We start from the raw sequence: 23836 nt of genomic DNA, 5'->3' as shown, positions 1-23836 counted from the left end.
AGGCGCGGGCGCAGGGGCAGGCGATCCGAAAAGGCGGCGCAGTAGTCCTACCACGTTGCCCCCTTCCGCGTGACCGCCTCAAAAGCCCACGGCGTTTCCACGCGCTGCCCCAGGTAGCGGGCAAGCTGGCAGAGCGCGACCACGATATCCGCGTCCGACGTGGGGAAATCGTGACGCCCGGTTAGCGGATTGACGGGCGCGGAGAAGCCCAACAATTGCGCCGTTATTCGATGATCCTGCCAGACGATCCGTTGGGCGCTTAGGGCGCGCTGCAAGTCCTGCAAGGCGGTTAGTTTTGCGGCGTAACCGCCGACCCGGACGGGCTCCGTGGCAACGCCGAAGCGGTTGCCGAGCATTTCGCTTAACGTCTGCTCTATGCCGGGGTCGTAATAGAGCCGGTGAATGGGGCGGGTCCGCCGTAACTCCAAGATCAGGTCGAGTAGGTCGGGGTAGCCCGCGATCCGCTCTGACCCCTGCCTGACGTAGCGGTTGCCGTCCCTCACGAGACTGATTAACTCGCCGATTTCAAGGCGGCGCAGGACAGGGTTCCAACGGGCGACGATCAGGACAGCAGGGCTCTTATCAAGTCCGGGGTCCAGCGAGTAAATCCAGGTGTCGGCGCTGCCACCTTGGGGCAGGTCGCGGACGTGACAGAGTTTCACGTCTGATGCGTTGAAAAACGCCCCCTCAGTCCTGACCCAGCGCCCGAGATATTCGCGCTCGAAAAACCACCGTCGCCCCTGCGCCGTGAGCGATCTTTCTTGCTCCGCGACGAATTCCGCGGACAGGTGGTCAACGTCGCGCCAATCTGCCTCATAGACGCGGTGGCGTGGGGTCTCGCCGCGCTCACGGGCAAGGCGCTCTTGCGCCTTGAAGTCTTCATACAGGGCGTGGAAATACGAGCCGATTTCACCGGGCGATGATAGATAGACGGCTCCGCCGCCCGTGGCGCAGAAAGGCAACGTGACGCCGATTATCTGCTCAGGGTAAAGGAATGAGGCGGCTTCGTCATAAACAACCAGCCCGTTACCGTCTGTGATTGTGCGTCCCCTGACGTTAGACGCGTCAAGTCCTACTTTCAACCATTCGACCGATGCGCCCCATTCATCGCCGCCGACGTGAAGCGTCCGCCCGCTGACCTTCCAGGTGGCATAAGTCCGCAGGTAAGCCGATTGCTCAAATACGTCCAACAGGCGCTCGAAGAATTTGGCGGACTGCTCGCCTGAGGGCGACATAACGTAGGCGGTATATCCACGGCTCGAAAACAGCTTCCAAGCCAAGTACCAGCGAATAACCGTTGACTTGCCGAATTGCCTGCCCCACGGCAGCAGCGATGATTGACGCTCCAATGGCGACGTGAGGACTTCAACCTGTTTGCGATGGGGGCGGACTTGCAGGACGTGGCGGCAGAATGCTACGGGGTCATCGCGGAGATACCGCGCCAAGGCGATTTCGTCATCATCGAAGCTGGCGACGATCAGCGCCGGGTCAATCTGTTTCTTGCGCGTTTTCTCCGCTACTACCACGGTAGGAATTGACCTTTTCTCTTTCGGACTGATCGAGCGCGCCGAATAGGGCGCTCACGTTTCGGGCGTCCCCTGTGATTTGCAGGTTGACGCCATTGGCAAGGGCAAGCTTCAGCAGCTCTGTTTTCCATTTAATCACGAGCGGCATAAGCTCTTTCCATTCTTTCATCTTGCGCTCTAGGTCTTCGGTATCCACGTCGGGCTTGTGGTCTGCTACCTCTTGGTAGTCCGTCCGCTCGCCGTCAAAGAATGTCCGCCGATCTACGAGGCGTTGCTCCCAGATATGCAGGCGGACAAGGGACTCGGCGAGCATTTCTTGTATCAATGTCGCCTTGGGGTTTTCGCGCTTCCATTTGCGGAGCATCCGCCCGAAGCGCTCGCGCTCGTGGCGCGTCACAAGCCACGATTGTTTCGGCAGTCCCCACGTTGTAGCTAATTCGTATTCTCTCACTGTTACCGTCCTAGTCGATTAACGATAGCCCACCGTCGGCGGGCTCCGGCTCCGGAGTATCATCGGGCAAGTCAGGGTTGGTGAAGATATCAGCGACATAGGCGCGATATCCTTCGTCCTGTCCTGCCATTTCGCCAAGTCCAAGAGACAACGCCTGTAGGGCTTCCGGCAGGACTGAGACGGTCATTTCGCTTCCGTCCGTCCAGATGGTCATCGTGGCGAGCCCTTCACCGCGCCTGATTTCAAAAACGACGTGTCCAATTGCTTCCTTCATAGGTCAGACCCTTCCTAGATATTTGAAATTCCACCAACGCCCGACGCTGTTGGCGCTCATCCACGCCAACCATTCTTTCATCGTGAAAGGTCGAGTGAGCCGATACGTATACTTGCCGGGGTTTCTGCGAAACGAAATCGTCACGATGCCCTTTGACCCTTCAACCGGCTTCCGCTTGCCGCTTCTGACGGTCGCCGCGATCGGCTCCCAAGAGCTGAATACGATTGCCTTGGAGCGCAGATTGCGGTAACGATCACCCGTCACGTCTGCACCGCTTTCTGGCGGGCTCTATCCCAAGTCGCTTGCGCGACTCCCTCGCGGCATAAGGCGAGCAGCGGAGCCCGTGGTATGCCTCTAGATGCGCGGCAAGCGCCGTATCACCGTAAGGCTTTCGTGGCGGCTCGTGGGCGATGATGCCCTTGACCGCTTCATCAATTCTATCTCGCGGATAAATGGGCGGGCGTCCTACAGGCGTCCCGCGTGGTATGTATTTGCGTGCCATTGGTGGTCTCCTCTTTCACTCATTCAACGCGACCGCCGCCCATTCCTTCAAAATTCTGGCAGGAAATCTTTTCTGCGCGACGAATGTGTATTCATGGACACAGAAGCAACAGAGCCCGTCATACAGAAGATCATCTTGCAGGTGGTCGAGTCGCTTAAGGGCGACAACATCGTCAAGCATCTTGACCGCCTCATCGCGCAGACTCGCAAGGCAGAGGCGTCAATCAAGCGATATCAGAGCGCGATCAGGGGGTCAGGCAGCGCGGCGCGGACTGCTGCCAAGGCGACGGACGCCTACCGGAGCGCCCAACAGAAAGTCGCGCAGAGCATCAAGCAAGCCCAAAAACCGATGCGCGAGCAGCTTGACCTAATACGGAAATACAGGTCAGAGTCGGCGCAGGCGTCCCGGGCGAGTCAGGGTCTCGGGCGCGCCAGTCTCGGACTTGGGCGCTCCCTGAAACAGACCCTTGGGCTCTTGGCAGGCGGCTCCCTGATCTACTCGGCGGTTTCGCGGATCAAAGAGACCGTCCAAAAGGAATTCGCGCTTGCCTTGGCGGGCGGCCCCGGGCAGGTCGCCGCGTTGCGCGGTCTGACAGGCGGGCGGAATATGCTCGCGGCGTCAGACCTGGCGGGCAGGTTTCAGCAGCAGAACGCCTACGCCCGGTTTGCCTTGGGCGAGCAAGCGCTGCCCGGACTCGTGGCGGCGCAGCGGGCGCTTGAGAAGATCGGCTTGGACAGGGCAAACGAAATCATCCTGGCGGTTACGGAGTCATTGGAGCCGGACAAACTCAGGCAGTTTGTCGAGACCGCCGCCGGGGGCAACGTCCGGGGGGCGCTGATGGGCGCGGCGACGGACAAGAACATCATGGCGGTAACGACCGCTCTGAATGCCCTTAAAACCTCTCAGGGACTCGCTGGCGCTCCGCAAACGATGGACCCGGTATTGCGAGCCGCCGCCAACCTTGAAAGCGCCGCCCAACGGATCGGCGACGCTTTCGATACGCTCGTGGTCAAACTCGCCGATCAGCTCGCGCCCCAAATCGACAACCTCGCGAGCGCCATTGAAAAGGCGGCAGGATGGGCGGGCAAGATCGGGACGGATCAAGGCGCGTCCTGGCTTGAAGTCGGCGCGGGCGCGGTGGGCGCTTACCTGGGGGTCAAGGGCATCGGATGGGCGGGCAAGCAAGGTCTGCAATGGGCAGGGGGCAAGCTCTTAGGCGGCGCTGGCGCGGCGGGCGCAGGTCGCGCCGCGACCCAGGTCATACCCCGGATCGTCGGTTTCGCAGCGCCGGGCGGAGTCGCGGCAGCGCCCGCCCTGGCAGGTCTCGGCGGCGCTGCCCTCGCGGGCTTGGGCGTCGCGGCGGCAACCGTGGGCGTGGGGCTCAGCGCCGGAATGGGCGCGGGCTACCTGATGGAGCGCGGCGGACTAATCGAAGCCCAAGAGCGGGCGGACGCCCAACAAGCGCGCTTCGCAGAAATCGCGCAAAGAAACAAAGCCGCCCAAGATCAGGCAACCCGCTTGAAGGGCGAGCGTCAGACCCTTGACCTTGAAATCGGGCGCTACTCTGAGGAGCACAAGCGTGGTTTCGTCCGCCGTTTCTTTGGCGCGGATGATTTGAGCGAGACCGACCGTAAGGTCGTCGCTGAAATGGGCAAGCGGCGCGAAGCCCTGACCCGCCAGATAGAAGCCCTGAATGCCGCGCAGAAAGAAACCGCCAAACAGGCAGAGCAGACCCCCACGCAAACCACGCCCGCGAAGTTAGCGCAGGACGCGCAGAAAGCCCAAGTCGAAGTCGATGCCCTGAATGACAATTTGAAGCGCCTACAGGACAACGCCGCGAAGCGCGTAACCCTTGACCTGTCCGCCCAAGAGGCAGCGTCAGTATCTCAGCTCGCCCGGCTCCAGGCGCAGATAGCAGAGACCACGCCATTAGGGACGATAGGCGCGATCAATCAGCTACGCGCCCTGCAACAGACCCTTCAAGTCGAAATCACCCGCCTGACTGAAATCCTCGAAAGCATAGATCAGAGCACCACGGAAGGGGTCATAGAAGCAAACAAGATCAGGGCTCAGATTTTGGGCTTGAAGCTGGAGCAGCGCCAGACGAGCGAGCAGATAAGGCAGTCCTACAAGGGCATGGATCAGATTATTGGCGCGGGTCGATGGGAGAAGGTCTTATTCGACTTCAACCACAACGTCGCGAAAGCGCTCGAATTGGGCATCAGTAATCCTGCGCTCTACCCGGAGCCGTGGAATAAGACCGGTATGCCTGTCCCTGCAAGTCAGATTTACGGTCCCGTTTACCGCGAGTATCACGATCGCGTAGAGCGCGTCCGTAACCAAGGACGCAAGGTTGACCAGCTCAAAGAGATTAACAAAGGGCTTGCGCAACTAATCCGGCTTGAAGAGAATGACCTACCAAGTCCGTTTCCTCAGGCGACAAAGTATCAGACGGAGAAACGCCCTGGGTCGTTATGACCTTCGTTAAATTGCGACTTTACTTTCCGGTTCTTTTATACACAATATTCTCTTAATCACAAGCAACAGCGCGTCTGCCTTGATCTTCTCTGTTTCTGCCTGTAACTTGATATAACCAGACTTGCTCACTGCTTCTGCTTCTCTTTGCTTATCAGTCTTACGATTTGAATTCAGTAACGCCTGAGAATACGTTTCCATATACTCTCGATTTACTCCCGCTGCTTTCATCGCTTGCTGTTCCCATCTGTGAATTAGCGCTTCATACTCTGCATTTGTCATATGGTTTCCTTTCGTTCTTCGGTTTCCTAGACTGCTCAGCCCATTCGATGCTCTAATCGCTTCGCTTATCAGAGCATCGGATAGCCCGTTTGACCCAGTAACCCATCACGCCAGTCTTATTCGCTGTGTCATAAGCGATTATCGAGCGCTTGTCCCTTCAAGCCTGTTGAGCGCTTGTCCCTTCAAGCCTGTCAGAGAAGGTGGAGAGACCACTCCCTATTAGGAAATAGGTAGTGGTTTAACGTCGGCTCTGTCGTCGAAGTATGGAGCCGACCGACTACCGGGCTTGTTTTTCTTCGCTCTCCCGGACTATCCCTGCGAAGTGACGTGCTTAAGACCGCCCTGTAGTATAGTGGTCACAGCCCCAGGACGATCCGGCATACGCTCTGCTACGTCGGAGTGCCACGTCATCCCATTGCATCCGCGCAGGGTAGAGACGTGACTTGCAATTTGTTGCCGCAGTTTTCTTCTGCTATTCGCTTCCGTCGGCGATCCGTCGCTTGCGCGAGGGGGCTTTCTTGCCGTGTTTCACGCCCGACCCTACGGGAGCCCAAGGGTTAATTGATTGTAGAAATGGGATGCCCCACGGCAAGGGTCGCTTACCGTGGGGCTGATGGTCCGCTGTTTTGGGGGCAACAGAACGAGCGGAATGTCTTTTCTACTCTTTCTGTTGCCCTTAGACCATCTTCCCATGCGTAATTATACAACGTTTCTTGCGCGAGCCCTCTTTTCTGCGAAAGATTTTTCTGCCCGCTGAGAAAATGAGCGCCCGCCCCTGATGCAACCGGCGCGCGTAGACCGGCAGGGGCGGGCTTCGGGTACAAGCGCCCTCACTCAGGGCGCGAAACAGGGACAAGGGGATATCGTGGTGCATCCTTCGGCGTCACCCATACCTTGACGGGCTGTCCATCATCATCCTCCTCAACATTCAGGTCGAATGCCGCGCCCTTGGGCGCTGCCTCTATCTGTGCTGCTATTGCGTCCAATTGCTCGTCTAAAGACTGCTTCACGGCGTAATCTCCGGGGGCAGGCACAACATCCCTGTTGTCCTGCCCCTGTCAACCGGTCAGGCGCTCCGCCCTGACCACTACTCTACCTATATATATGGGCGAGTCCGCCGCCAAGGCGGGTCGAAAGAAATCTCGCGGAAATCTGAAAATTATTCTGTGGCCCCAATCGTGGACACAGAGGTTGCAAGTCCGTATGCCTGCTCGCGAGTGACCGGTTGCAGGCGCGCTACTGTCCGTGGATTGTAATTGGTAATGACCCATTCGTGCTTGGGATTGGGGGTATTGACGCTGCCGGTATAGTCGCGCCGCAGAAATCGAGCGCCCGAAACGTTGCGAAACAGGTCATACATCTGGACGCTCTGATCCACGGTCATAATCCACCGATGGGGGCAGCGCCTCAGGACTTCCGCGAGACGTAGGTAGTCTCGCCATCCCCAATCGAAACCGGGGTAGACGGGCTGTCCGTGGTCACGGCGCGCCCCCAAGAGGTAAGGGGGGTCAAGGTAAATCGTGACGTTGCGTCCGGGCGCGAGCACAACCTCTTCGTAGTCGGCGCAGGTTATCCGCGTCCCTGGCAGGATGGCGCGCCAGTAGGCGACGCGCTCCGGACTGACCACGCGCATACCGTTTTTGTGAGCAGCGGGAGAATGATTGGGCTTGCGCCTGATGATGCCGCAATAACCGTGGCGCGTCAGGATCAAGGTTTCGAGCGGCAGCGGATATCCGCGCTCTGCCTGCCCAAAATACGCGGAGAAATAGACGATCCGTTGGCGCTCGTCCGTGGTCGCGAAGCGCCGGACGGTTTCTATGAGGGCGGGCGCGCTCGGATCGGTCGCGACCCACCGGTAGAAGTCAGCATAAGCGGGATTTACATCGCTGATCCATCGTCGGATCGTGGGCGGGACGCGAGCGTAAACGGCAGCAGAGAAGCAAAACGGCTCCCTGAATTCCAACGTATCGGCAGGCATCAGGGAAACGCATTTCGCGCCAAACCGGGTCTTTGCGCCGGGGGCGCGGAGCAAGGGCGCATAGATGTTGCGGCGCGTCATACCTTCACCCCCTTCGGAGTCTTCGCGAGCGCCGCTGCCGCTTGGGTCAGGACTTTTCGCAGCTCCGCGACTTCCGCTTCGATCTTGGCAACGTAGGTCAGGCAAGACGTGGCGATCTTGCGGTATCGCGCCGCGTCCCCCTGCAAAAAGACCTTGCCGTGTTTGATCGTGACGCGCCGGTAATCGCGCAGAAGATCATAGACCCTGCCCAATGGCGCAACGTCCCTGTCAAGCGCCTTGCGCGTCCCCTTGCTCTTGCCCTTTCCCTTGTGCTTGCCCTTGGTGCGCGGCTCCGTCGGCTCCGTCGCCTCCGTCACGACTCCATAGCGCTTGTAGGCTTCCCAAAGTCCGACCGGCAGCGGGTCTGTCGGCGCAATCTCGCGCTGATGCTCGCGACCTTCGTAAACCGCGATATACCGGTTGGCGGTTTTGATGCTGAAGGGCAGTTTCGATTCTGCCCACGCTTCCCATCCGTGGGCGTTTTTCTCGCGCTGCTTGATGGTTGCGAGCACCTGACCGTTGCGGCAGGCAAGCTCAAGATCGACCTTGCCCACGCATTCAATGGCGCGATGGAGCTTGCCGACAAACTTGACCTTGATTGCATCGGGCGCGTCCGGCTCGGGCAGGGGCGCGTCAAGCGCGTCGCGCAATAATCGGACGGCATCATCCGGAAGCGGACAGACTGCTGTCTCTTTGTGGACAGACGTGTCCTCAATGGTCGCATCGGACGGCGTTGACGTTACGGTGACGTGGGGCGCGGACTTCGGGCGCGTGCGTTGAAGAGATTGGGCTGGCATGAGCGCAAAATCTCCCTATAGGTGGGAGACCTCGCGCCGTTCTCTGCCCATTTCCCTAGGACGGAGCAGATGCCGCGCTCCCCATTGAAGGGGAACCAAGCGGGGGATGGTCACACCGGTTGACGGGCTGTCGAAACAATCGACCACGGTCAACCTGTTATTCACTTGTGGCGCGCATCGTACCAGATTTCAGGCTCAAATCAAGAGCTATCCGTTGGCGTGACTTCCGCTGGCGGATCAGGACGGCGGCTTGTCCACCGTGAATTTCAAGTAGGTAATGCCGTCACGCGTCCTGAATTGTGACGGATTGCCCGGCGCGATCGTCACGCCGTTTTGGCGGGCGAATTCGTGAGCGCGGTTGACGGCATCCGGGCCGTCCGCGACGCTCTTAATCGCAGCGCCCCCATCTTCCCATCCGACTTTCTCCGGCCCGCCGCGAAAAAGTCGCGTGAAGAAATCAAAAAGCCCCATCGGCGTGCCCTCTCACTTGGTTTGGTCAAACAGGGACGGCTCTTTCTGCCCGCGCAAGTCGCCGTTGCGCTTCGACAGGTCTATCGGCTCCCATCCGGCAGGATCAAACCGGTAGACGCTGGCGCGCAGGTAGGTTTCGTCCAGCTCGAATGAAACCCAGCGCCGCCCCTCGCGCTCCGCCGCTTCGCCCGTCGTATTCGATCCGCAAAACGGATCAAGCACCACGTCGCCCGGCTCCGTCAGGTAGCGGATGAAAAACGTCGGCAATTGCTGAGGGAAGCGCGCCGGATGCGGTTTGATCCCTGCCTCGTTGCAGCGCGACATATACGTCCCGTTGGCGTCATTGTTACCGAAGATCAGGATATTCGGCGGAATGCTCCCGCCCTGATCCTTGCCGAATTTCTCCGTGATGTTGTGACCGCTCGGGCGCTGCTTCGCCCGATACCCCCGCTTAATCAGGCGCTTCATATCGGCGCTGTATTCGACAAGAACGCGCCGGTTGTCCGCCTTGGGATTCTCCGATTTCGATAACCACCAGAGACAGTTAACAGCATCCTTCACGCGCAGCTTGCGGACGGTCACCCATTCGGCGGGCGCGGGCAGCTTGGCAGGGTTGTACCAGTAGAATTCCTGCGCCAAGTGAAAACCGACCTGACGGCAGAGCGCAATCAGTAACTCGAAATGATAGAGGGAGCGAGTCGGTTTGCCGGGCGTCCACGCGCCACCGATATCGACCACAAGCGAGCCGTCATCGGTCAGGACGCGCTTGAAATCATCCGCGAATCCGAGAAACCAATCGACGTATGCGCCCTGATCGGCGTTGCCGTATTCTTTCTTGAAGTGAAGGGCATACGGCGGAGAAGTCATAATCAGGTTGACCGATCCATCCGGTATGTCGGCGAGCAGCTTGCGTGAGTCCCCCAGGTATGCCGCGCCGTGGTCGGTCTGAAAGAACGCCTTGCGCTTAAGTTTGAAGCCGCTCCGTCGGCTCATTGCCGTAACTCCAAGGCAGCATCAAACGCCGCGAACGGATCGGGCGTCCAAAGCGCATTCGGCGTGACCGGCACGCGCTGCATGATCGTCAGAAACTCCGGACGATCCGGACGCCGCTCCAGACGGCGGACAGGGGCAAAGAGAAAGTCCCAACAGCCGGTCTGATTGAAAAGCGAAACGCCGATCACGTCGAATTCATCGAAGCGGTAACCGCGCGTCAGCGTCCCATCCTTGCTATTGCGGGTCCGCTGCAATTCGACCTTGAAGCAGCGCTCGGGCCGCGTGAAACATTCATTCCGGATGTTTTTGCATTCAAGTATCAAGTCCTGCCCTCGATACTTGACGATGAAGTCCGGCTTGCCGTCCACGTCCTGCCATTCAAAGCCCGCGATCCTGCCTGCCTCTTGAAGCGCCTCAAGTCGCCGACTCAGATACAGCTCAGCAAGCTTGCCCTTCACGTCAATCTGCGCCCGAAACCCACGCTCGATAGCGCTGAGGATGTCGGACGCGGGCGCGTTCAGTTTGACCTCAAGCGGATGCGGCTCCATTGCCGCCAACCTAGCGTGACCCGCTTCAGGTTTCCAGCATTAGAAGCCCCTGCCCCCCGACCGCCAAGGCGTTAGGCGAAAGTTTGGTAGTCGATTTTCGCCCGCCGCCGTGGTATCCTGCCCCCATCGGGCGGATCATCGGCGCTTCCGGAGCGGCAGGGGGTCAGGGGCAAAACGCCACCGGACGAATGCCCCCGGAAGCGCCCCCCGATCCGTTGCATTTTACGTTGCATTTTCCGCCCAAGTGAGCGAGAAAAACCGCATTCTGACGCAACCAGAGGGGTTTCCGAAGTCGGGCGACCATTTCCAAGCGTGCCCGATCGGCCACTCCGGCACCTCTCCACAGTGCAGCCGGCGTGCGCGCCGCACCGATGCCAGCGGACATCCAGCCTATGCGATCGCACGCTCCACGGCAACCGCCGGCCGCGCCGAGTCTGGGTTCCCGCCGACCACGCTACGCGGACGCCGGACTGCCCGGAGCGGCGGGCAGCTCGATCCGAACGATCAGACCACCATCCGGGGCGTTTTCCGCGCTGATGCGGCCGCCATGGAGGCGGACCGCCTGGGCCGTAATGGCCAGACCGAGGCCGGTGCCGCCGCTGTGACGGTCGCGGGCGTCGGCGACGCGGTAGAAGGGCCGGAAAATATCCTGCAGCGCACTCGCCGGCACGCCCGGGCCCCGGTCGCGGACCTCGAGCTGCGCGCGGTGGGCGCCACCTTCGGACACTTGGTCCAGCGTGACGGTAACCGTCGTGCCTTCAAGCGTGTAGCGCACGGCGTTACGGACCACGTTCTCGATGGCGCGGCGCAGCAGCTCGGGTGACCCAAGTACTGTGCAGTCCGCGCTGGCCGTGAAGACGACCTGGCGGTGCGCCGCGCCGGCCTCGAAACGCGCGTCCGCCACGACCAGTTCCACGAGCTCGGCGAGCGCAAGCGGCACCTGTTCCGGCTGCTCCGCGTTGTTCGCCAGGCGCGTGAGCGTGAGCAGTTGGCCGATCAGTTCGTTCAGACGCTCGGCATCGCGTTCGATGCGATCCAGCGCCGGGGTCGCGGCGTCACCGGCGGCGCGCCGCGCCAACCCCAGGGCCACGCACACCCGCGCCAGGGGCGAGCGCAGTTCATGCGAGATGTCCCGCAGTAGCCGCTGCTGCGACGCCACCAGCGTCTCCACGCGCTCCGCCATGTAGTCGAAGTCCCGCGCCAGATCCGCGATCTCATCGCGGCGGCGACTGGTCGCGGACCCGGCCCGCGCGGTCAGGTCCCCGGACGCGAGCCGCCGGGCCGCGGTCCGCAACCGTCGCACCGGCGCACTGAGGTAGCGCGCCAGCCCGTAGCACAGCACACCACTGACCGCGATGACCGCGGCCAATTGCCAGCTCAAGGTGGTCCAGTCCAGCCGCGCTTCGTTCCACGGGCCGCGTGTGACGTGCGCCACGAAGACATGGGGCGCACCGGTGCGGCCGATCACGCGCACTGCAATCAGCGGTCCACCCGGCGTACGCTGCAGCGCTTCGGGCCGGTCCGCGTCCAGGCGCGCGGCAATGTCCGTCGCCCCGTCCGGCACGGGCGCCGTGGACAGCGCGCGGCGCTGCTCATCGAGGAGCACGGCGCACATGCTCGTCACTTCCGACAGGCGCGCACAGAAAGCATCCAACTCCGTCACGCCGCCGCGTTCCCAGGCTTCCAGCGCCTCCTGCCCGCAGAGCTGGATCGTGTCATGCAGCCCGCCGCGCGGGGGCGGATTCAACCTGCGCTGCCAGAAATCGAGCGCCACGAAGATGCCGACGACGAGGATCATCGCCGGCCAGAACCAGAGGAAGATTTTCAGGAACAGCGTGCGCATGGCGCTACGGCCTCTCGTTGGCGTGCGGCGGCGGGCCTTCCGCGGCGGGTTCCGGGCCTGACCGCCCTGCAGAAATGGCGTAGAGGTAGCCGCAGCCGCGCACCGTCTTGATGCGCTCACCTCCACCGGGTGCCGGCCCCAGCTTGCGGCGCAGGTTGCTGACGTGCATGTCGATGCTGCGGTCGAAGGGCATCAGCTTGCGCCCCAGCACGCTGCGCGAGAGCTCGTCGCGCTCGACGACCTGGCCGGCACCGCGCAACAGCAGCTCCAGCAGCGCGAATTCGGCCCCCGTGAGCTCGACCGGCGTTCCGCCGCGCTGGACGACGCGGGCCCCGGCGTCCATCTCGACATCGCCCACCACCAGCCGCCCGGGCGGCGCGCCGCGCGGCGCTGCGCTACGCCGCAGGATCGCGTGGATGCGCGCCACCAGCTCGCGCGGATTAAACGGCTTGGGCAGGTAGTCGTCGGCTCCGATTTCCAGGCCGACGATCCGGTCCACATCGTCGCCGCGCGCGGTGAGCATCAGCACGGGCAAGGCGGACCGCGCGCGAATCCGGCGGAGCACCTCGAAGCCGTCGAGCCCGGGCAACATCACGTCCAGCACCGCCAGAGCGTACGTGCCGCTGAGCGCATGCCGGATGCCCTCCGCGCCGTCGTGGGCCGCCGTGACGGCGAATCCGGCCGCTCCCAGGTAATCGTTCAGTAGCTCGCAGAGCTCTGCATCGTCATCGATCAGCAGAAGGCGTGGGGCCGGGGAATCGCTGGTTGGCTCCGGCATGGGCACTACCGTACGGACCTCGTCTCCACAGTATACACGTGATGTTTCGGCAAAGCTTCGACCAGCGGCGTGTAAAGAAGTGTCAGCCGTTTTTTGCGCAGCTTTGCGCGTGCTCGATGGATCGGCCACATGGGGACGGCCATACTCCTGGTGGGCGCATCCCATGAGGCGCAACGGCCGCGTGGTCGGCAGCGCCAGTTCAGCCGGGCGCCGGGAGTGACGATTCATGCCGCAAGTTTGGAAGTGGCTGCGGGCCGCCGGACTGATCGGCGGCGCAGCGGTAATCGTGCAGACCAGCGCCTGTGCGCTGGACGCGGAGAGCCTGTTGTACGACGTCCTGACGACGCTGCTCGAGGAACTCGTCGCGGCCGCCGCCTCTGGCGCATAGTCGGCGGGCGTCCGCCATTGTGGCCGTTGTCCCGAGCGTGGCACAACGAGCGTCAGTCGCCAGACTCAGCGTTTTTCTGCCGGCGGAGCCAGGCCCCAGCCGCGCAGCAGGTTCTTCCACACGATGCACGCCTCGGGGCAGGCGATCTCCCAGCCGCGTTCGATGTTGGGCTGAAACGTGTACCAGGGCTTGCCGGTGTAGTGAAACGCCTGGGTCACGACGGTCTCCGAACTCGCAATGATCTCCGCACCGGGCGGGACTTCGCGCACGATGAATCTGTGCGACTCCTCCGCGAAGAAATGCGACGGTCGCGGCAGGCCGGCGAAGACAGGGTCATCCGCGACGATGTCGAGGCGTGTCGGCCCGACTTCGACCTCCCGATCCATCGCGACGTTCTTCTCGGCCTGCGCCAGGATCTGGTGCCCCAGTCCGGTACCGATCAGCGGGGCGCCATGACGGGCCGCGGCCCGGGTCGCCGCGATGACCTTCTGGCGGTCCGGGTTCTGCTCTCGGTCGGCATAGGGCCAAAGCAGGATCAGCGCCGGATCCAACGCCTTCAGCTTCGCCGGCGTGACCTCGGTGTACGACAGGAACTGGATGGCTGGAAAACCGTAGACGGTCTCCAGCTTGTAGATCTCGTTCCACCGATGCAGTCCCTCCGTCGCGGGTCGTTCGTGCATCAGATCGATCACGACAGCCGGCCTTGTGGGGCGCGGGTATTCCCCGTCCTCCTTCGCCTTGACGATCAGGAACCGCACCGACCCCGTGCCGTGGATGGACACGGCGATCGAGTAGTCGCCGTCGAGTGAGCCGGTGTGCAGGCGGACGAAGGCCTTGCGCTTCTCGCCCGGCGCGGCCTTCGGCAGGAACTCAAGATCGACCAACGACCGGTCCTTGGTGGGCCGCAGGCAGACGAACACCAGCGGCTCGCCGGATTCGACGACGTATTCAACCCCGACCTTGACCCAGCGGAAAGGCTTGAGTGCGCACGGGCTGGACACGAGGTCGCCGCGCGCCAGGTCCGTCGTGCCCTGCAGGGTGACGCCGGTACCATCCGTGGGAATCGCAATCGTCGCGTCGCCCCTGGGACCGATGCGCACCGTGCTGCTGAAGTCGTCCGGGTTCACGTCCATGGACAGCGACTCAAACGTCCAATCGGTGATCGGCTGCTCGGCTGTGCCGCCCGCCGCGAAGCGGTCGTTCTTGATCGGCAGCAGCGCTTCGTTCGCGCGTCCGGCCTCCTTTTCCTGGCCGACGGCAGCCGGCGTGAGCGCGATTTGCAGGCCGCACGCCAGCGTGATGAGCCACGCCGCGACGCGCGTCGGGGGCATTTCCTCCAGGTCACGGTGCATGGATTTCTCCTGTGTTGCCGGTGGTCCCACCGGCGCGTGCGCGGATGACCTTCATCGCTTCCACGCGCGCTCGCGTTAGCGCCTGCGAGGCAGCGACATCGATGTCGGGCTGCACACCCACCCGCTCCCAGCCGGTGCCCGTCACCGGATGGATCGGGCGGCCCTGCGGAATGACGACGTTGAACGTGTCGGCCACCCGGGCCAGAAAGGCAGAATGCCCCGAGCCGCAGGTCCGCTCGCCAATCACGGTTGCCCGGCCGTGGTGCTTCAGGTCGTAGGTGAACTCCTCGGCCGCGGACCCGGTGCGCCGGCTGGTCAGGATGAACAGCGGCGTCGCGGACAACCGCTTGCCGGGCACATACGACTGCGTCCAGGATTGCGTGACGAGCGGCTCGCCGCGGGTCTCCGTGCTGATCAAATGCGTGGGCCGATCGAAGAAATAGCTGGCGAGCAGCCGGACCATCGCGCCGGTTCCGCCGCCATTCGCGCGCAAGTCGATGATCAGTGCATCGCAATTCGCCAGCAACGCCATCGCCGCAACCGCGGTGTCGCCGCCGACCTCCGGGGGCGCGAACTGGCGCAGCTCGAGGTACCCAATGTTGTCATCCAGGATCTCGACCTTGCGAAAGCCGAAGTTGTCGCGCCGAAAGAGGGCGTACACGCGCTGCCGCGTCTCCTCCGAGTCGATCTGGTCGACTTCGAGAAACGCGTGCGGCGGACCGACCTCGACGCGCAAATGGCCGTCGTCGTCCACCGTGTGCAGATCGCGCGTCAGTTGGCCGGCGAACTGCGTCGGATCCGTGATGGTTTCGTACGCCCCGTCGGCCAGCCGCGCGCGGATGTGGTCCGCGCAGGCGCGGCCCACGTCCGGAGTGAGATGGTGTGTGATGAGCAGATCGGCAATCTCGCCGACGACGACTTTCCTGCTGATCGCGTCGAGGCTCGGGGACTCGGTCTCCTGCGCGCGCGCCACGGGCCGCATGACGAGTGCGGGCAGGCCGAACCCCACTACAACCACGAAGATCACCACCGTATGTCGGTAGCACGTCCACGCGCGGGCCATGACCCCGCCCTCCTGCACAAGCCTGGTTGACATCCGGGGGGGTATTCGCAGCGGCCGCGCCTATATTGGGCGCGCCATGCGGATTGGGTGGGATATCCGCCCCCGTCGCGCGGCATGGTCGGTGCTAGCGCTTCGCGATAACGGATTCGCGCCGGACGAGCTCCGGCACGGCATCGTCGGCAGCCTCCAGGCCGGTGGCAAACTGCAGCTCGTTCATCGTCCGCTCGGTCTGCACCATGCTGGACGCCACCTGGTCGACCTGCGTGGAGATGAAATCCGGCTCCTGGCGGTTCACCGCCAGCTCGCTGAGCGCGCAGATCTTGTTCTGCAGGCGATCGATCTCGAGCTTCACCAACTCGTAGTTGTCGAGCGCTTTCTGGAGATTCGCGAGCCGGTCACGGCACGTCTGCAGGTTGTCCTCGATCGCCCGGCGCACCTTCTGGCGCTGGGCCTCGTCGGAGATGCGCTCGGTTTGCCGCAGCCGGGCTTCCAGGTTGGCGATGTCACGTTCGATCTGCGCGCGGTCGGTCTTCTGCTGGAACCGGTCGAGCGAGTATTCCGTGAACAGCAGCCGCAGGTAAATCCAGAGCAGCCGGTCCAGGCCGGCCAATTGCAGCTCCTCCAGCGGCACGGGCGCGCCCGCCCGGCCGGGGTCCTTGATTTGCGCCGCGAGCTGCCGCAACTCCAGGCAGCGCGTACGCAGGGCCTCGAAGCGCTGGAGCGACTTGGGCGGCAGCGCCGCGACGATCCGGCTCAGGAGCACATCGGCAGTCGCGGAGCCCTGCCGGCGCGCCGTCTTGGCGGCCTGCGCGGCGACGTAGGCCTGGAAGCGCGGGTGCGAAGCCAGCCCGCCCACGTAGAGCAACTCGCCGGCAAGCACGAGCGGCCCCCAGACATCCGGACGGCCGCTGATGAGCGCGAACGCCAGGGCCCCGAAGAAAACGAGCAGGTTCCAGCGGTGCGTGAACGCCGCCTTCAGAGACCTGCCGAAATGCAGCGGGCCGCCGCGCTCCACCGTCGTGATTCCTCGTCAGCGCTCGTCAGGCCTCAGTGGCCTTCCTCCAACTCGCTGATCAGATCGCGCAGGTAGCCGACCGTCTCGTGGAAGCGCGCCTGGCGGCGCATCTCCTTGACCGGCCGGTCGGCCGGCTCGATCACCAGCTCGCGCAAGATGGTACCCGGCGAATTGCTCATGACGTAGGCCCGATCGCCAAGAAAAACGGCCTCTTCGATCGAGTGCGTGACAAAGAACACCGTGGCCTGCACTTCCCGCCACAGCGCCACCAGCAGGTCCTGCATGTGCATCCGGGTCTGCGGGTCCAGCGCCCCGAAGGGCTCGTCCATCAGGATGATGCGCGGCCGGAGAATCAGCGTGCGGGCGATCGCTACGCGCTGACGCATGCCCCCGGACAGCTCGTGCGGGTACTTGCCCTCGTCGGCGGCGCGCAGCCCGACCCGCCGAATCCACCAGCGGGCCAGCTCGTAGCGCGGCCGGCGCGGCACGCCCCGGCATTCCAGACCGAAGGCCACGTTGTCCAGCACCGTGCGGTGGTCAAAGCTGGTGTAGTCCTGAAACACCATGCCCCGGTCCGCCCCCGGCGCCACGACCGGCGCACCCTGGACGTGCACCGTGCCGCTCGTCGGCGGATGCTGCGGCTCCAAACCGGCAATCAGCCGCAGGATCGTGCTCTTCCCGCAGCCGCTCGGCCCCAGTACGCAGACAAACTCGCCCTTGTTCGGCAAGTCCTCGACGACGAAGGTCACCTCCTTGATCGCGGTGTAGGGCTTGGGGCCGCCGGCGCCATAGGTCTTCGTGACGTTGCGGAACTCCACCACCGGAGGCCGGACGACATCTGCCGCGGTGCGCGGATGCTCCAGGACCTGGCTCATGCCGACGGTGTGGGTGGGCGCCGCGGCGGCGGGCGCGGGCTGGGTGGAATTCGTGGTCATGGGCGTGGCCCCACTGTGGTACCGGGTCCGGCCGGCAGCGGCTCGACGTCCGCGGGTTTCCAGAAAATGCCTTTCAAGCACTCCCAGCCGTGCAGGACAACGCACACCAGTTTCCACAGCAGGCCGGCGCCACCGTAGCGGTGTGGGAACAGGCTTCGCTGCACGGCGTAGATCAACCGGTCCAGCGCCAGCGCAACGAGCGGAATGATCATCAGTACGAGCAGGATGTGCTCACGCTGGCCGCGGCGCTGCGAGGTGATGATGATGTCCCCGAGGCCGCCTGCCTCGCCGCCGAATTTCACCAGCTCGGCGAGCATGATGTAGCCAAATGCCAGCCCGAACAGCACGCGCAGCGAATTGAACACGCTCGGCAGCGCCAGCGGCACGAGCACCTTGAGCACGACCTGCCGACGCCTGGCCCCGAGGGTGTACGCGGTGTCGAGGTACTGGCCGCCGATGTCCGCGATGGCCCCCGCGGTGTCAGAAATCACGAACGCGACGCACGCAATGAAGATGAACATCACCTTCTGCAGCTCGCCGATGCCGAACAGCGAAAACGTGAGCGGAATCAGGGCGGCGACGGGAATGTTGCGCCCCACCAGCGTCAACGGCGCCAGCAGCGCCGCGATCCGGCTGAAGCATCCGCAGAGCACGCCGACCGGCACGCCGATCAGTGCCGCCAGCGCAAAACCGAGCGCCACGCGCTTGAGCGTGACCAGCGTATTGCGGGTCAGCGCCCGGTCAAACCACAGCGTAGGAAAAGTCTTGAACGTCTCCAGCGGGCTGGGCAGGACCGTCGGCCCGAGCAGGCGACTCTCCGGTTCGCCCCGCGTCACAAACCACCACGCGCCCAAACAGATGGCCACGCCCAGCACTCCGCTGAGCGCGGCCTGCCAGCGCGGAATGGTCCGGCGAAGGGCAAAGAACGGCCGCGCGCGGCGGCGCGCGACGGGGGTCGGCGGCGGCGCAGCCACGACGTTCTGGGCATCCGCGGGCACAGCACCGGCCGGGGTCTCGGACGGGGCGCCGGGGCCCGCGGCTGGATTCGCTGGTTGCTGATCCATCATGCTCCATTCACGCCCCATCGATATCCGGGCGGGGCACCCCGGCTTCAGTGCCAGCCATCGACGCCGGCAGTTGGCGCGCCATGCGCTGCGCTAGGCCCTCTCCGCCGGGTAGACCTTGATCTCGACGCGCCGGTTCTTGGCGTGGTTGGTCGGGTCCTGCGAATCCGCCGGCCGGTCCCAGCCGAGCCCCTCGACGCCGAACTGGTTGGGGTTGAGCTTGTACTTCTTGACCAGCGCCTCTTTCACGGCGTTGGCGCGGTTGAGCGAGAGCTCCTTGACCAGGCTGGGCGTCACCTGCCCCTTCATCGAGCTGTCGGTATGCCCTTCGATGACGATGCGGGCGGCGCCGAACTGCCCGACGAGCTTGGCGACCTCTTCGAGCACCAGGTCCACGGTGGGATCGTAAAGCTCTTCGACGCTCTTGCCGTCCTTCTGGCGCGTGACGGTCTTCGCCAGGTCCCAACTGTTCGGGAAGAAGTGGATGACGACCGTGTTCGTGAGAATCTCGTCCTCGGCCCGGATCTCACTCACGGTCCGGGGCGCGAATTGGATCTCGTATTCGTCCTTCTGCGACGCGTACTTCTCTTCCCCGCCCAGCTTCGCGATCAGCGAGAAGTCCATTACGCTGTCAAACGACACCGGCTGGTGCCGGATCGCCCCGATCCGCCGGTAGAGGTAATACGCCTGGTTCCAGACGCGCTCGAAGTTCGTCGGGTTGTTCTGGTTCATGAAGAACTGGAAGTTCTCGGCCCAGTTCGTGTTGTGCGCGTCGCCGAACATGTTGAACGCTTCCGTGGGCGGGATGTTGTAGCCCTGGCCCATCAGCTCGGCACAATGCTTCTTCACATCCTCATCGTGCAGCGCCTGCATCGCGTCGAAAATCCCGCGCACCAGGCCCTCGATGATGCCCGGATGGTCCTTCGCAAAATCCGCCCGCGCGAACCACACATCCGCGATCAGCTTGTTTGCGGTCGCGGTCGTGACCAGCAGCCGATTGCCCCGCACCTTCTCGAGGTTGTAGATGTCCGGCGCCCACGACACGGCCGCCGCGATGTCCTTCTGCGCGTTGAACGCGGCCGCCGCCTGGAACGCGTCCTCGGTGAAGACCATGTTGACTTCGCTCGGCTGCACCCCGCCCGCGACGAGCATGTTCAGCGCAAAATAGTGCGACGGCGAGTTCTGGGCCAGCGCGACCTTCTTGCCGCGCAGGTCGGCGACGGTCTTGATCACGTCGCGGACGACAATGCCGTCGCCGCCGTTGGACCAGTCAACCTGCTGGTAAATCCGCGGCATCACGCGGCTGTCGCGCGGCTTGCCGCCGGCGTCCACGAAGCCCTCCAGGAACAGCGGCACCATGTCGAGCGTCGCCCACCCGATGTGCACGTCGCCCGCCGCGTACGCGTCGCGCATCGCCACCGGGTTGTCGATCAGGACCAGCTCGACCTTGAAGGACTTCCCGTCCGGCGTCTTCCAGACCTTGCCGGCCTTGAACCCGTCATTCGCCTGGATGATCGGCGCCCAGCCGGCCCAGACGTTCAGCGCGAAGCGCACGGTCTCGTCGGCCAGCGGCTTGTACGCCGAGATGCCCTTCACTTCCGGCAACCGCTCGGCGGGGGTGAACTTGTATTCCTTGACCGTCGTCACGCTGGCCGCGTCGGCGGCCTCCGGGCCGGTGCCAGCGGGCTGCTGGGACGCGGTCTCGCCGGTCGGGGTCGCCACCGGCGCGACCGGGGCGGCACCGCCCTCCCGCGCCCCCTGCGGCGCGAGGATGTCGCTGCGATAGAGCGCGAAGCCGATCAGGCCGATGATCACCACGCCAAGTGCGATATAGAACGGAATCTTAGGCTGTCCCGCCATGGCCTTTCTCCCTGCTGTGTTTGCCTTGAAGCCGCATTGTGTCTCACGCGCTGCACACCTTCCAGGCGCAGCGACCGCCCGGCCCCGCCGTCACTGCTGTTCGGCGGCGGCCTCGGCCAGGATCCGTTTTTCATAGATTTCGGCCAACCGCGCCTGCAACTGCGCCCCATCGGCCGCTTCGACCACCGCACCGTTCGCGGACTTCAGGAACGCGAACTGTGCGGCTGACGTGTCAAACGCGACAAAGTGAATCTCGACCTCGCCGCCGGTCTGCGCGAAGAGTTGCCGTGCGATGCGGTCGGGCGGCAGTCCCACGGTGTTTTCGCCATCCGTAATGCAGACGACGTACTTGCGGACACAGCCGGAGGCATACAGCGCCTTGAACCCGGCCTCCAGGGCCTGCCCGATTGCCGTGCCGCCCCCGGGTCCGGGGAGCTTCCGGACGGCGGACCGCGCTTGCTCCGCTTGGAAAACACCCATGGGCAGCAGCTTGTGCACGGCGCTGCTGAAGTGGCAAATGGAGAGCTGCAGTACCCGATCGGTGTGCGCCTGCTGCCAGTCGGCCGTGTAGTCCACGATGCCTTCCAGCGCCCGGCGCGCGATCACATGCTTGGGGCGCTGGGTGCCGCCGGAGTCAGGCACGTTCTGCGACATGCTGCCGGATGTGTCGATCAGCAGCACCACCGCGGTGCACAGCCGCTGGTCGACCTGCGGCAGGTTGATCGTCCGCGCCCCGCGCGGCGCGCCCGCCACAGCCCCGCCGGCGGCACTGGGCGCGCGCGGCGGCGGGCTCTGCTCACAGCCGGCCGACAGGATCAGGGCCCCCAGGCCGGCGATCATGAGCGCGCCAACCCGCGGGCGCCGTGCCAGCGTTCGCTTGGCCATCGGTGGCACCTGCCTTTCAACCACGGAAGACGTGCTTGGGCCGCGTGGCGTGCATCGCGTGCAGCAGCCGCATGATGTCGTACGCGGTCAACTCGCACAACAGCTCCGTGACCCGTCCGTGTAACGTGGCCGAGAGTTCCGGCTCGATCTCTTTCATCAGCTTCACGAGCCGCTGCTCCTGCGCCGCCACTTCCGCGTCATCGACAATGCCGTCTGCCAGCGCCGCCATGAAGGTGCGCAGCTTGCGGGCATAGCTGTCGATCTGCGGTGTGGTGCCGGTTTCGTCAAGCCAGCTCAGGCGCGCCGGCTTGGAGCGTGCCGCTTGGGGTTTGCTCTTCCGGACAGGCCGCGCGGCCTTGCGCGGCGCCACCTTCTTCACGGTCTTCTTGGTCTTTTTCACGGCCGCTCCCTCAAGGCGTCCTCTCATCGGACCACTGTATTTCCCAAGCCGAGGCACGGCCCGACGCGTGCGCCCCACGCGCCGCCCGCGGTCAAGCCTCGATCAGCTGTCGAATCGCCACCAGGCGCTCCTGCAGCTGCACGCGCCCGTTCGGCGGCATGACGCGCTGCCGCCAGGCCGGCGGCAGCAACTGGAGCTGCGTGCATTCCAGCACCGCCGCCAGCTCCTGCAGCTCCTTCTCCAGCCCCTGCACCGAGGGGATGAAATCCGCCAACGCGGCATCCAGATCGGCACCGCTGACATCGTCGCGCCGCGCCGCCAGCGCCCGCCGCCGGGCTTCGAGCACCACGCTTTCGATGTCCGCGCCGCTGAGTTGTCGCGCGGCCAGGCCGGCCGGCAGCGTGTCGGTGGCGAGCGTGATCTTGTTCTTGCGCGCCATGGTAGTCAGCATGGCCTGGACCTCGGCGTCATCCTGCGGATAGAAGAGCGGGATGTGCACCTCGGCCCGCCCTTGCCGCTTCAGGTCGATGGGCAGCAGGTCCGGCCGGCACGTCAGCAGCATCCACACGATCCGCCCGCGGTAGCGCGTGTCGCCCATCTGGCTCGCAATCATCGAGAAGACGCGGCTGGACGTGCCCGAGTCGCCCTCGGCGCTGCGGCTGCCCAGGGCCGCGTCGGCTTCGTCGATCACCACGACCACCGGGCCGAGTGAGCGGAGCACCGTCAACACGTGCTCGAGATTGCCCTCCGTCTCGCCCACGTACTTCGAGCGGAAATTCCGCAGCTTCACGCAGGGAATGCCGATCGAGCCGGCGTAACACTCGGCCAGAAACGACTTGCCCGTCCCCACGGCCCCCGCGATCAGGTACCCCATCGGCACGGCTTCCAGCCGCCCGTGCTGCAGCAGTTCCGCGTCCTCGCGCAGGCGCTGCTTGGCGGCGTCCTGCCCCACAAGCATGTCAAGCGTGTGGTTGGGCTCGATGAACTCGAGCAATCCCTGGCCCTGCCGCTCGATCATGGACTTCTTGAGCGCGCGAAACCGGGCGCGATCCACCGGCCGCCCGCTCTGGCGCGCCTGCGAAAGCAGCAGGTTCAGGCCCACCAGGCTCAAGCCGTTGGACACCTCCGCCAGTTCGGCCGACGTGAAATCGGCGAGCGCTTCCAGCCGCGCGCCCCGCGCCGCCCAGTCGATGAACGCGGCGCGCGCCGCGCGCTCGGGCATGGGGATCTCGATGGTCGCGACGTGGGGGCTTTGCACCAGGCGATCGTTCACTTCCGCCAGCTTGTCGGCAACCAGGCAGATCGCGGTGTTCACCCGCTTGATGTACGGGTTCTGGGCCCACCCCAGCAGCCGCACGACATTCGTGCTCACCCCGCGCGGCTGGGCGCCGGGCTCAGCCGCCGGGACCAGGTACTGGGCATAGTCGAGCAGGATGCCAATGCTTTTCTGCCGCGCCGGGTCGTTCTCCAGCAGGTTCCGCTCCATCAGCCGGTCGAGCAGGAGCAGCGCGCTGTCCGGCTCGCGCGGCCAGGCGCCCGGATCGCCGAGTCGTGCTGTCAGGTAAGGCATCATGGCCTGCAGGCGCTGCGCGTCGGTCCCGGGCTGGGCCCGCAGGCCGCCCGAAAGGTCGTACTGCACGACGATGTCCCACGAGCCGAACACCTGGCTGGCCAGGAACTCCGTCAGACCGCAATACGCGGTGCGCGCTCCCTCCGGGCCGGCGATCAGGTCGTGGACATTGCCGTGCAGGATGAACACGCAGGTGGTGCCGGAGAAGTAGGCCTCCGCGAGGGCCTGCGCCCACGGGGGAAATGTCTCCGGAAGTGCCATCTGCCGGTTCATGCGGGGGTGCTCGTCTGGTCAGGGGCCGGGCC

22 protein-coding genes are annotated in these 23836 nt (G+C 64.1%); 2 read left to right on the top strand and 20 right to left on the bottom strand.

All coding sequences use genetic code 11. From position 1 onward, the window contains the following. Positions 1–47: 47 nt before the first annotated feature. Genes KA383_12370 through KA383_12360 form a run of 3 tightly spaced genes read right to left on the bottom strand, consistent with a single transcriptional unit; the run spans position 48 to position 2251 of the window. Positions 48–1526: a terminase family protein gene (locus tag KA383_12370; protein ID MBP7746916.1), complete on the bottom strand. Its 1479-nt coding sequence runs from the start codon at positions 1524–1526 to the stop codon at positions 48–50. Next, positions 1489–1977 carry a hypothetical protein gene (locus KA383_12365; protein ID MBP7746915.1) on the bottom strand — a complete coding sequence of 163 codons (489 nt, stop codon included), beginning with the start codon at positions 1975–1977 and terminating at the stop codon, positions 1489–1491. The genes KA383_12370 and KA383_12365 overlap by 38 nt, the downstream gene beginning before the upstream one ends. Before the next feature lie 10 nt (positions 1978–1987). Then, a complete protein-coding gene (locus tag KA383_12360; protein ID MBP7746914.1) occupies positions 1988–2251 on the bottom strand; it encodes a hypothetical protein in 264 nt (87 codons plus the stop codon). A 358-nt stretch (positions 2252–2609) separates the two neighbouring features. Between KA383_12360 and KA383_12355 the strand changes: the two genes are divergently transcribed. Next, positions 2610–5231, top strand: a complete 2622-nt coding sequence (locus KA383_12355; GenBank protein MBP7746913.1) for a hypothetical protein — start codon at positions 2610–2612, stop codon at positions 5229–5231. 6 nt (positions 5232–5237) lie between these two features. Here the strand turns inward: KA383_12355 and KA383_12350 are convergent, their stop codons facing one another. The 8 genes from KA383_12350 to KA383_12315 all read right to left on the bottom strand — a co-directional run bounded on the left by KA383_12350 (position 5238) and on the right by KA383_12315 (position 12999). Continuing rightward, positions 5238–5510: a hypothetical protein gene (locus KA383_12350; GenBank protein ID MBP7746912.1), complete on the bottom strand. Its 273-nt coding sequence runs from the start codon at positions 5508–5510 to the stop codon at positions 5238–5240. Between the two features lie 1159 nt (positions 5511–6669). Further along, the gene (locus KA383_12345) at positions 6670–7569 is read right to left on the bottom strand and encodes a DNA adenine methylase (GenBank protein MBP7746911.1); all 900 of its coding nucleotides are present in this window, start codon (positions 7567–7569) and stop codon (positions 6670–6672) included. After that, positions 7566–8366 carry a hypothetical protein gene (locus tag KA383_12340; GenBank protein MBP7746910.1) on the bottom strand — a complete coding sequence of 267 codons (801 nt, stop codon included), beginning with the start codon at positions 8364–8366 and terminating at the stop codon, positions 7566–7568. The genes KA383_12345 and KA383_12340 overlap by 4 nt, the downstream gene beginning before the upstream one ends. Positions 8367–8603: 237 nt before the next feature. Next, a complete protein-coding gene (locus tag KA383_12335; GenBank protein MBP7746909.1) occupies positions 8604–8837 on the bottom strand; it encodes a hypothetical protein in 234 nt (77 codons plus the stop codon). A 12-nt stretch (positions 8838–8849) separates the two neighbouring features. Then, positions 8850–9830: a site-specific DNA-methyltransferase gene (locus tag KA383_12330; GenBank protein MBP7746908.1), complete on the bottom strand. Its 981-nt coding sequence runs from the start codon at positions 9828–9830 to the stop codon at positions 8850–8852. Then, positions 9827–10378 (bottom strand): hypothetical protein, encoded by a 552-nt coding sequence (locus tag KA383_12325; protein ID MBP7746907.1) that lies wholly within the window; start codon positions 10376–10378, stop codon positions 9827–9829. Before KA383_12325 ends, KA383_12330 begins: the two co-directional genes overlap by 4 nt. Before the next feature lie 454 nt (positions 10379–10832). After that, positions 10833–12221 (bottom strand): HAMP domain-containing protein, encoded by a 1389-nt coding sequence (locus KA383_12320; protein MBP7746906.1) that lies wholly within the window; start codon positions 12219–12221, stop codon positions 10833–10835. 4 nt (positions 12222–12225) lie between these two features. Then, positions 12226–12999: a response regulator transcription factor gene (locus KA383_12315; protein ID MBP7746905.1), complete on the bottom strand. Its 774-nt coding sequence runs from the start codon at positions 12997–12999 to the stop codon at positions 12226–12228. A gap of 226 nt (positions 13000–13225) precedes the next feature. Here KA383_12315 and KA383_12310 point away from each other — a divergent pair, with 226 nt between their 5' ends. After that, positions 13226–13387: a hypothetical protein gene (locus KA383_12310; protein MBP7746904.1), complete on the top strand. Its 162-nt coding sequence runs from the start codon at positions 13226–13228 to the stop codon at positions 13385–13387. Positions 13388–13452: 65 nt separating this feature from the next. Here the strand turns inward: KA383_12310 and KA383_12305 are convergent, their stop codons facing one another. The 9 genes from KA383_12305 to KA383_12265 form a co-directional block, all read right to left on the bottom strand. Further along, on the bottom strand, positions 13453–14739 hold the full coding sequence (locus KA383_12305; protein ID MBP7746903.1) for a hypothetical protein: 1287 nt from the start codon (positions 14737–14739) through the stop codon (positions 13453–13455). Next, positions 14729–15802, bottom strand: coding sequence for a S41 family peptidase (locus KA383_12300; GenBank protein MBP7746902.1), 1074 nt, complete (start codon positions 15800–15802; stop codon positions 14729–14731). Before KA383_12300 ends, KA383_12305 begins: the two co-directional genes overlap by 11 nt. 124 nt (positions 15803–15926) lie before the next feature. Beyond that, positions 15927–16817 carry a hypothetical protein gene (locus KA383_12295; protein ID MBP7746901.1) on the bottom strand — a complete coding sequence of 297 codons (891 nt, stop codon included), beginning with the start codon at positions 16815–16817 and terminating at the stop codon, positions 15927–15929. Positions 16818–16849: 32 nt separating this feature from the next. Then, positions 16850–17752, bottom strand: a complete 903-nt coding sequence (locus KA383_12290; protein ID MBP7746900.1) for an ABC transporter ATP-binding protein — start codon at positions 17750–17752, stop codon at positions 16850–16852. Next, complete coding sequence (locus KA383_12285; protein MBP7746899.1) at positions 17749–18618, bottom strand: ABC transporter permease; 870 nt, start codon at positions 18616–18618, stop codon at positions 17749–17751. The genes KA383_12290 and KA383_12285 overlap by 4 nt, the downstream gene beginning before the upstream one ends. Positions 18619–18909: 291 nt before the next feature. Further along, on the bottom strand, positions 18910–20676 hold the full coding sequence (locus KA383_12280; GenBank protein ID MBP7746898.1) for an OmpA family protein: 1767 nt from the start codon (positions 20674–20676) through the stop codon (positions 18910–18912). A gap of 90 nt (positions 20677–20766) precedes the next feature. Next, complete coding sequence (locus KA383_12275; GenBank protein MBP7746897.1) at positions 20767–21561, bottom strand: VWA domain-containing protein; 795 nt, start codon at positions 21559–21561, stop codon at positions 20767–20769. A gap of 16 nt (positions 21562–21577) precedes the next feature. Further along, a complete protein-coding gene (locus KA383_12270; protein ID MBP7746896.1) occupies positions 21578–21961 on the bottom strand; it encodes a hypothetical protein in 384 nt (127 codons plus the stop codon). 91 nt (positions 21962–22052) lie between these two features. Then, a complete protein-coding gene (locus KA383_12265) occupies positions 22053–23804 on the bottom strand; it encodes an ATP-binding protein (GenBank protein ID MBP7746895.1) in 1752 nt (583 codons plus the stop codon). Positions 23805–23836: the final 32 nt, after the last annotated feature.

Source organism: Phycisphaerae bacterium, from assembly GCA_017999985.1.
In the GTDB taxonomy this organism is placed as follows: Bacteria; Planctomycetota; Phycisphaerae; order UBA1845; family Fen-1342; genus JAGNKU01.
This window is presented reverse-complemented; position numbering and strand designations above follow the sequence as displayed.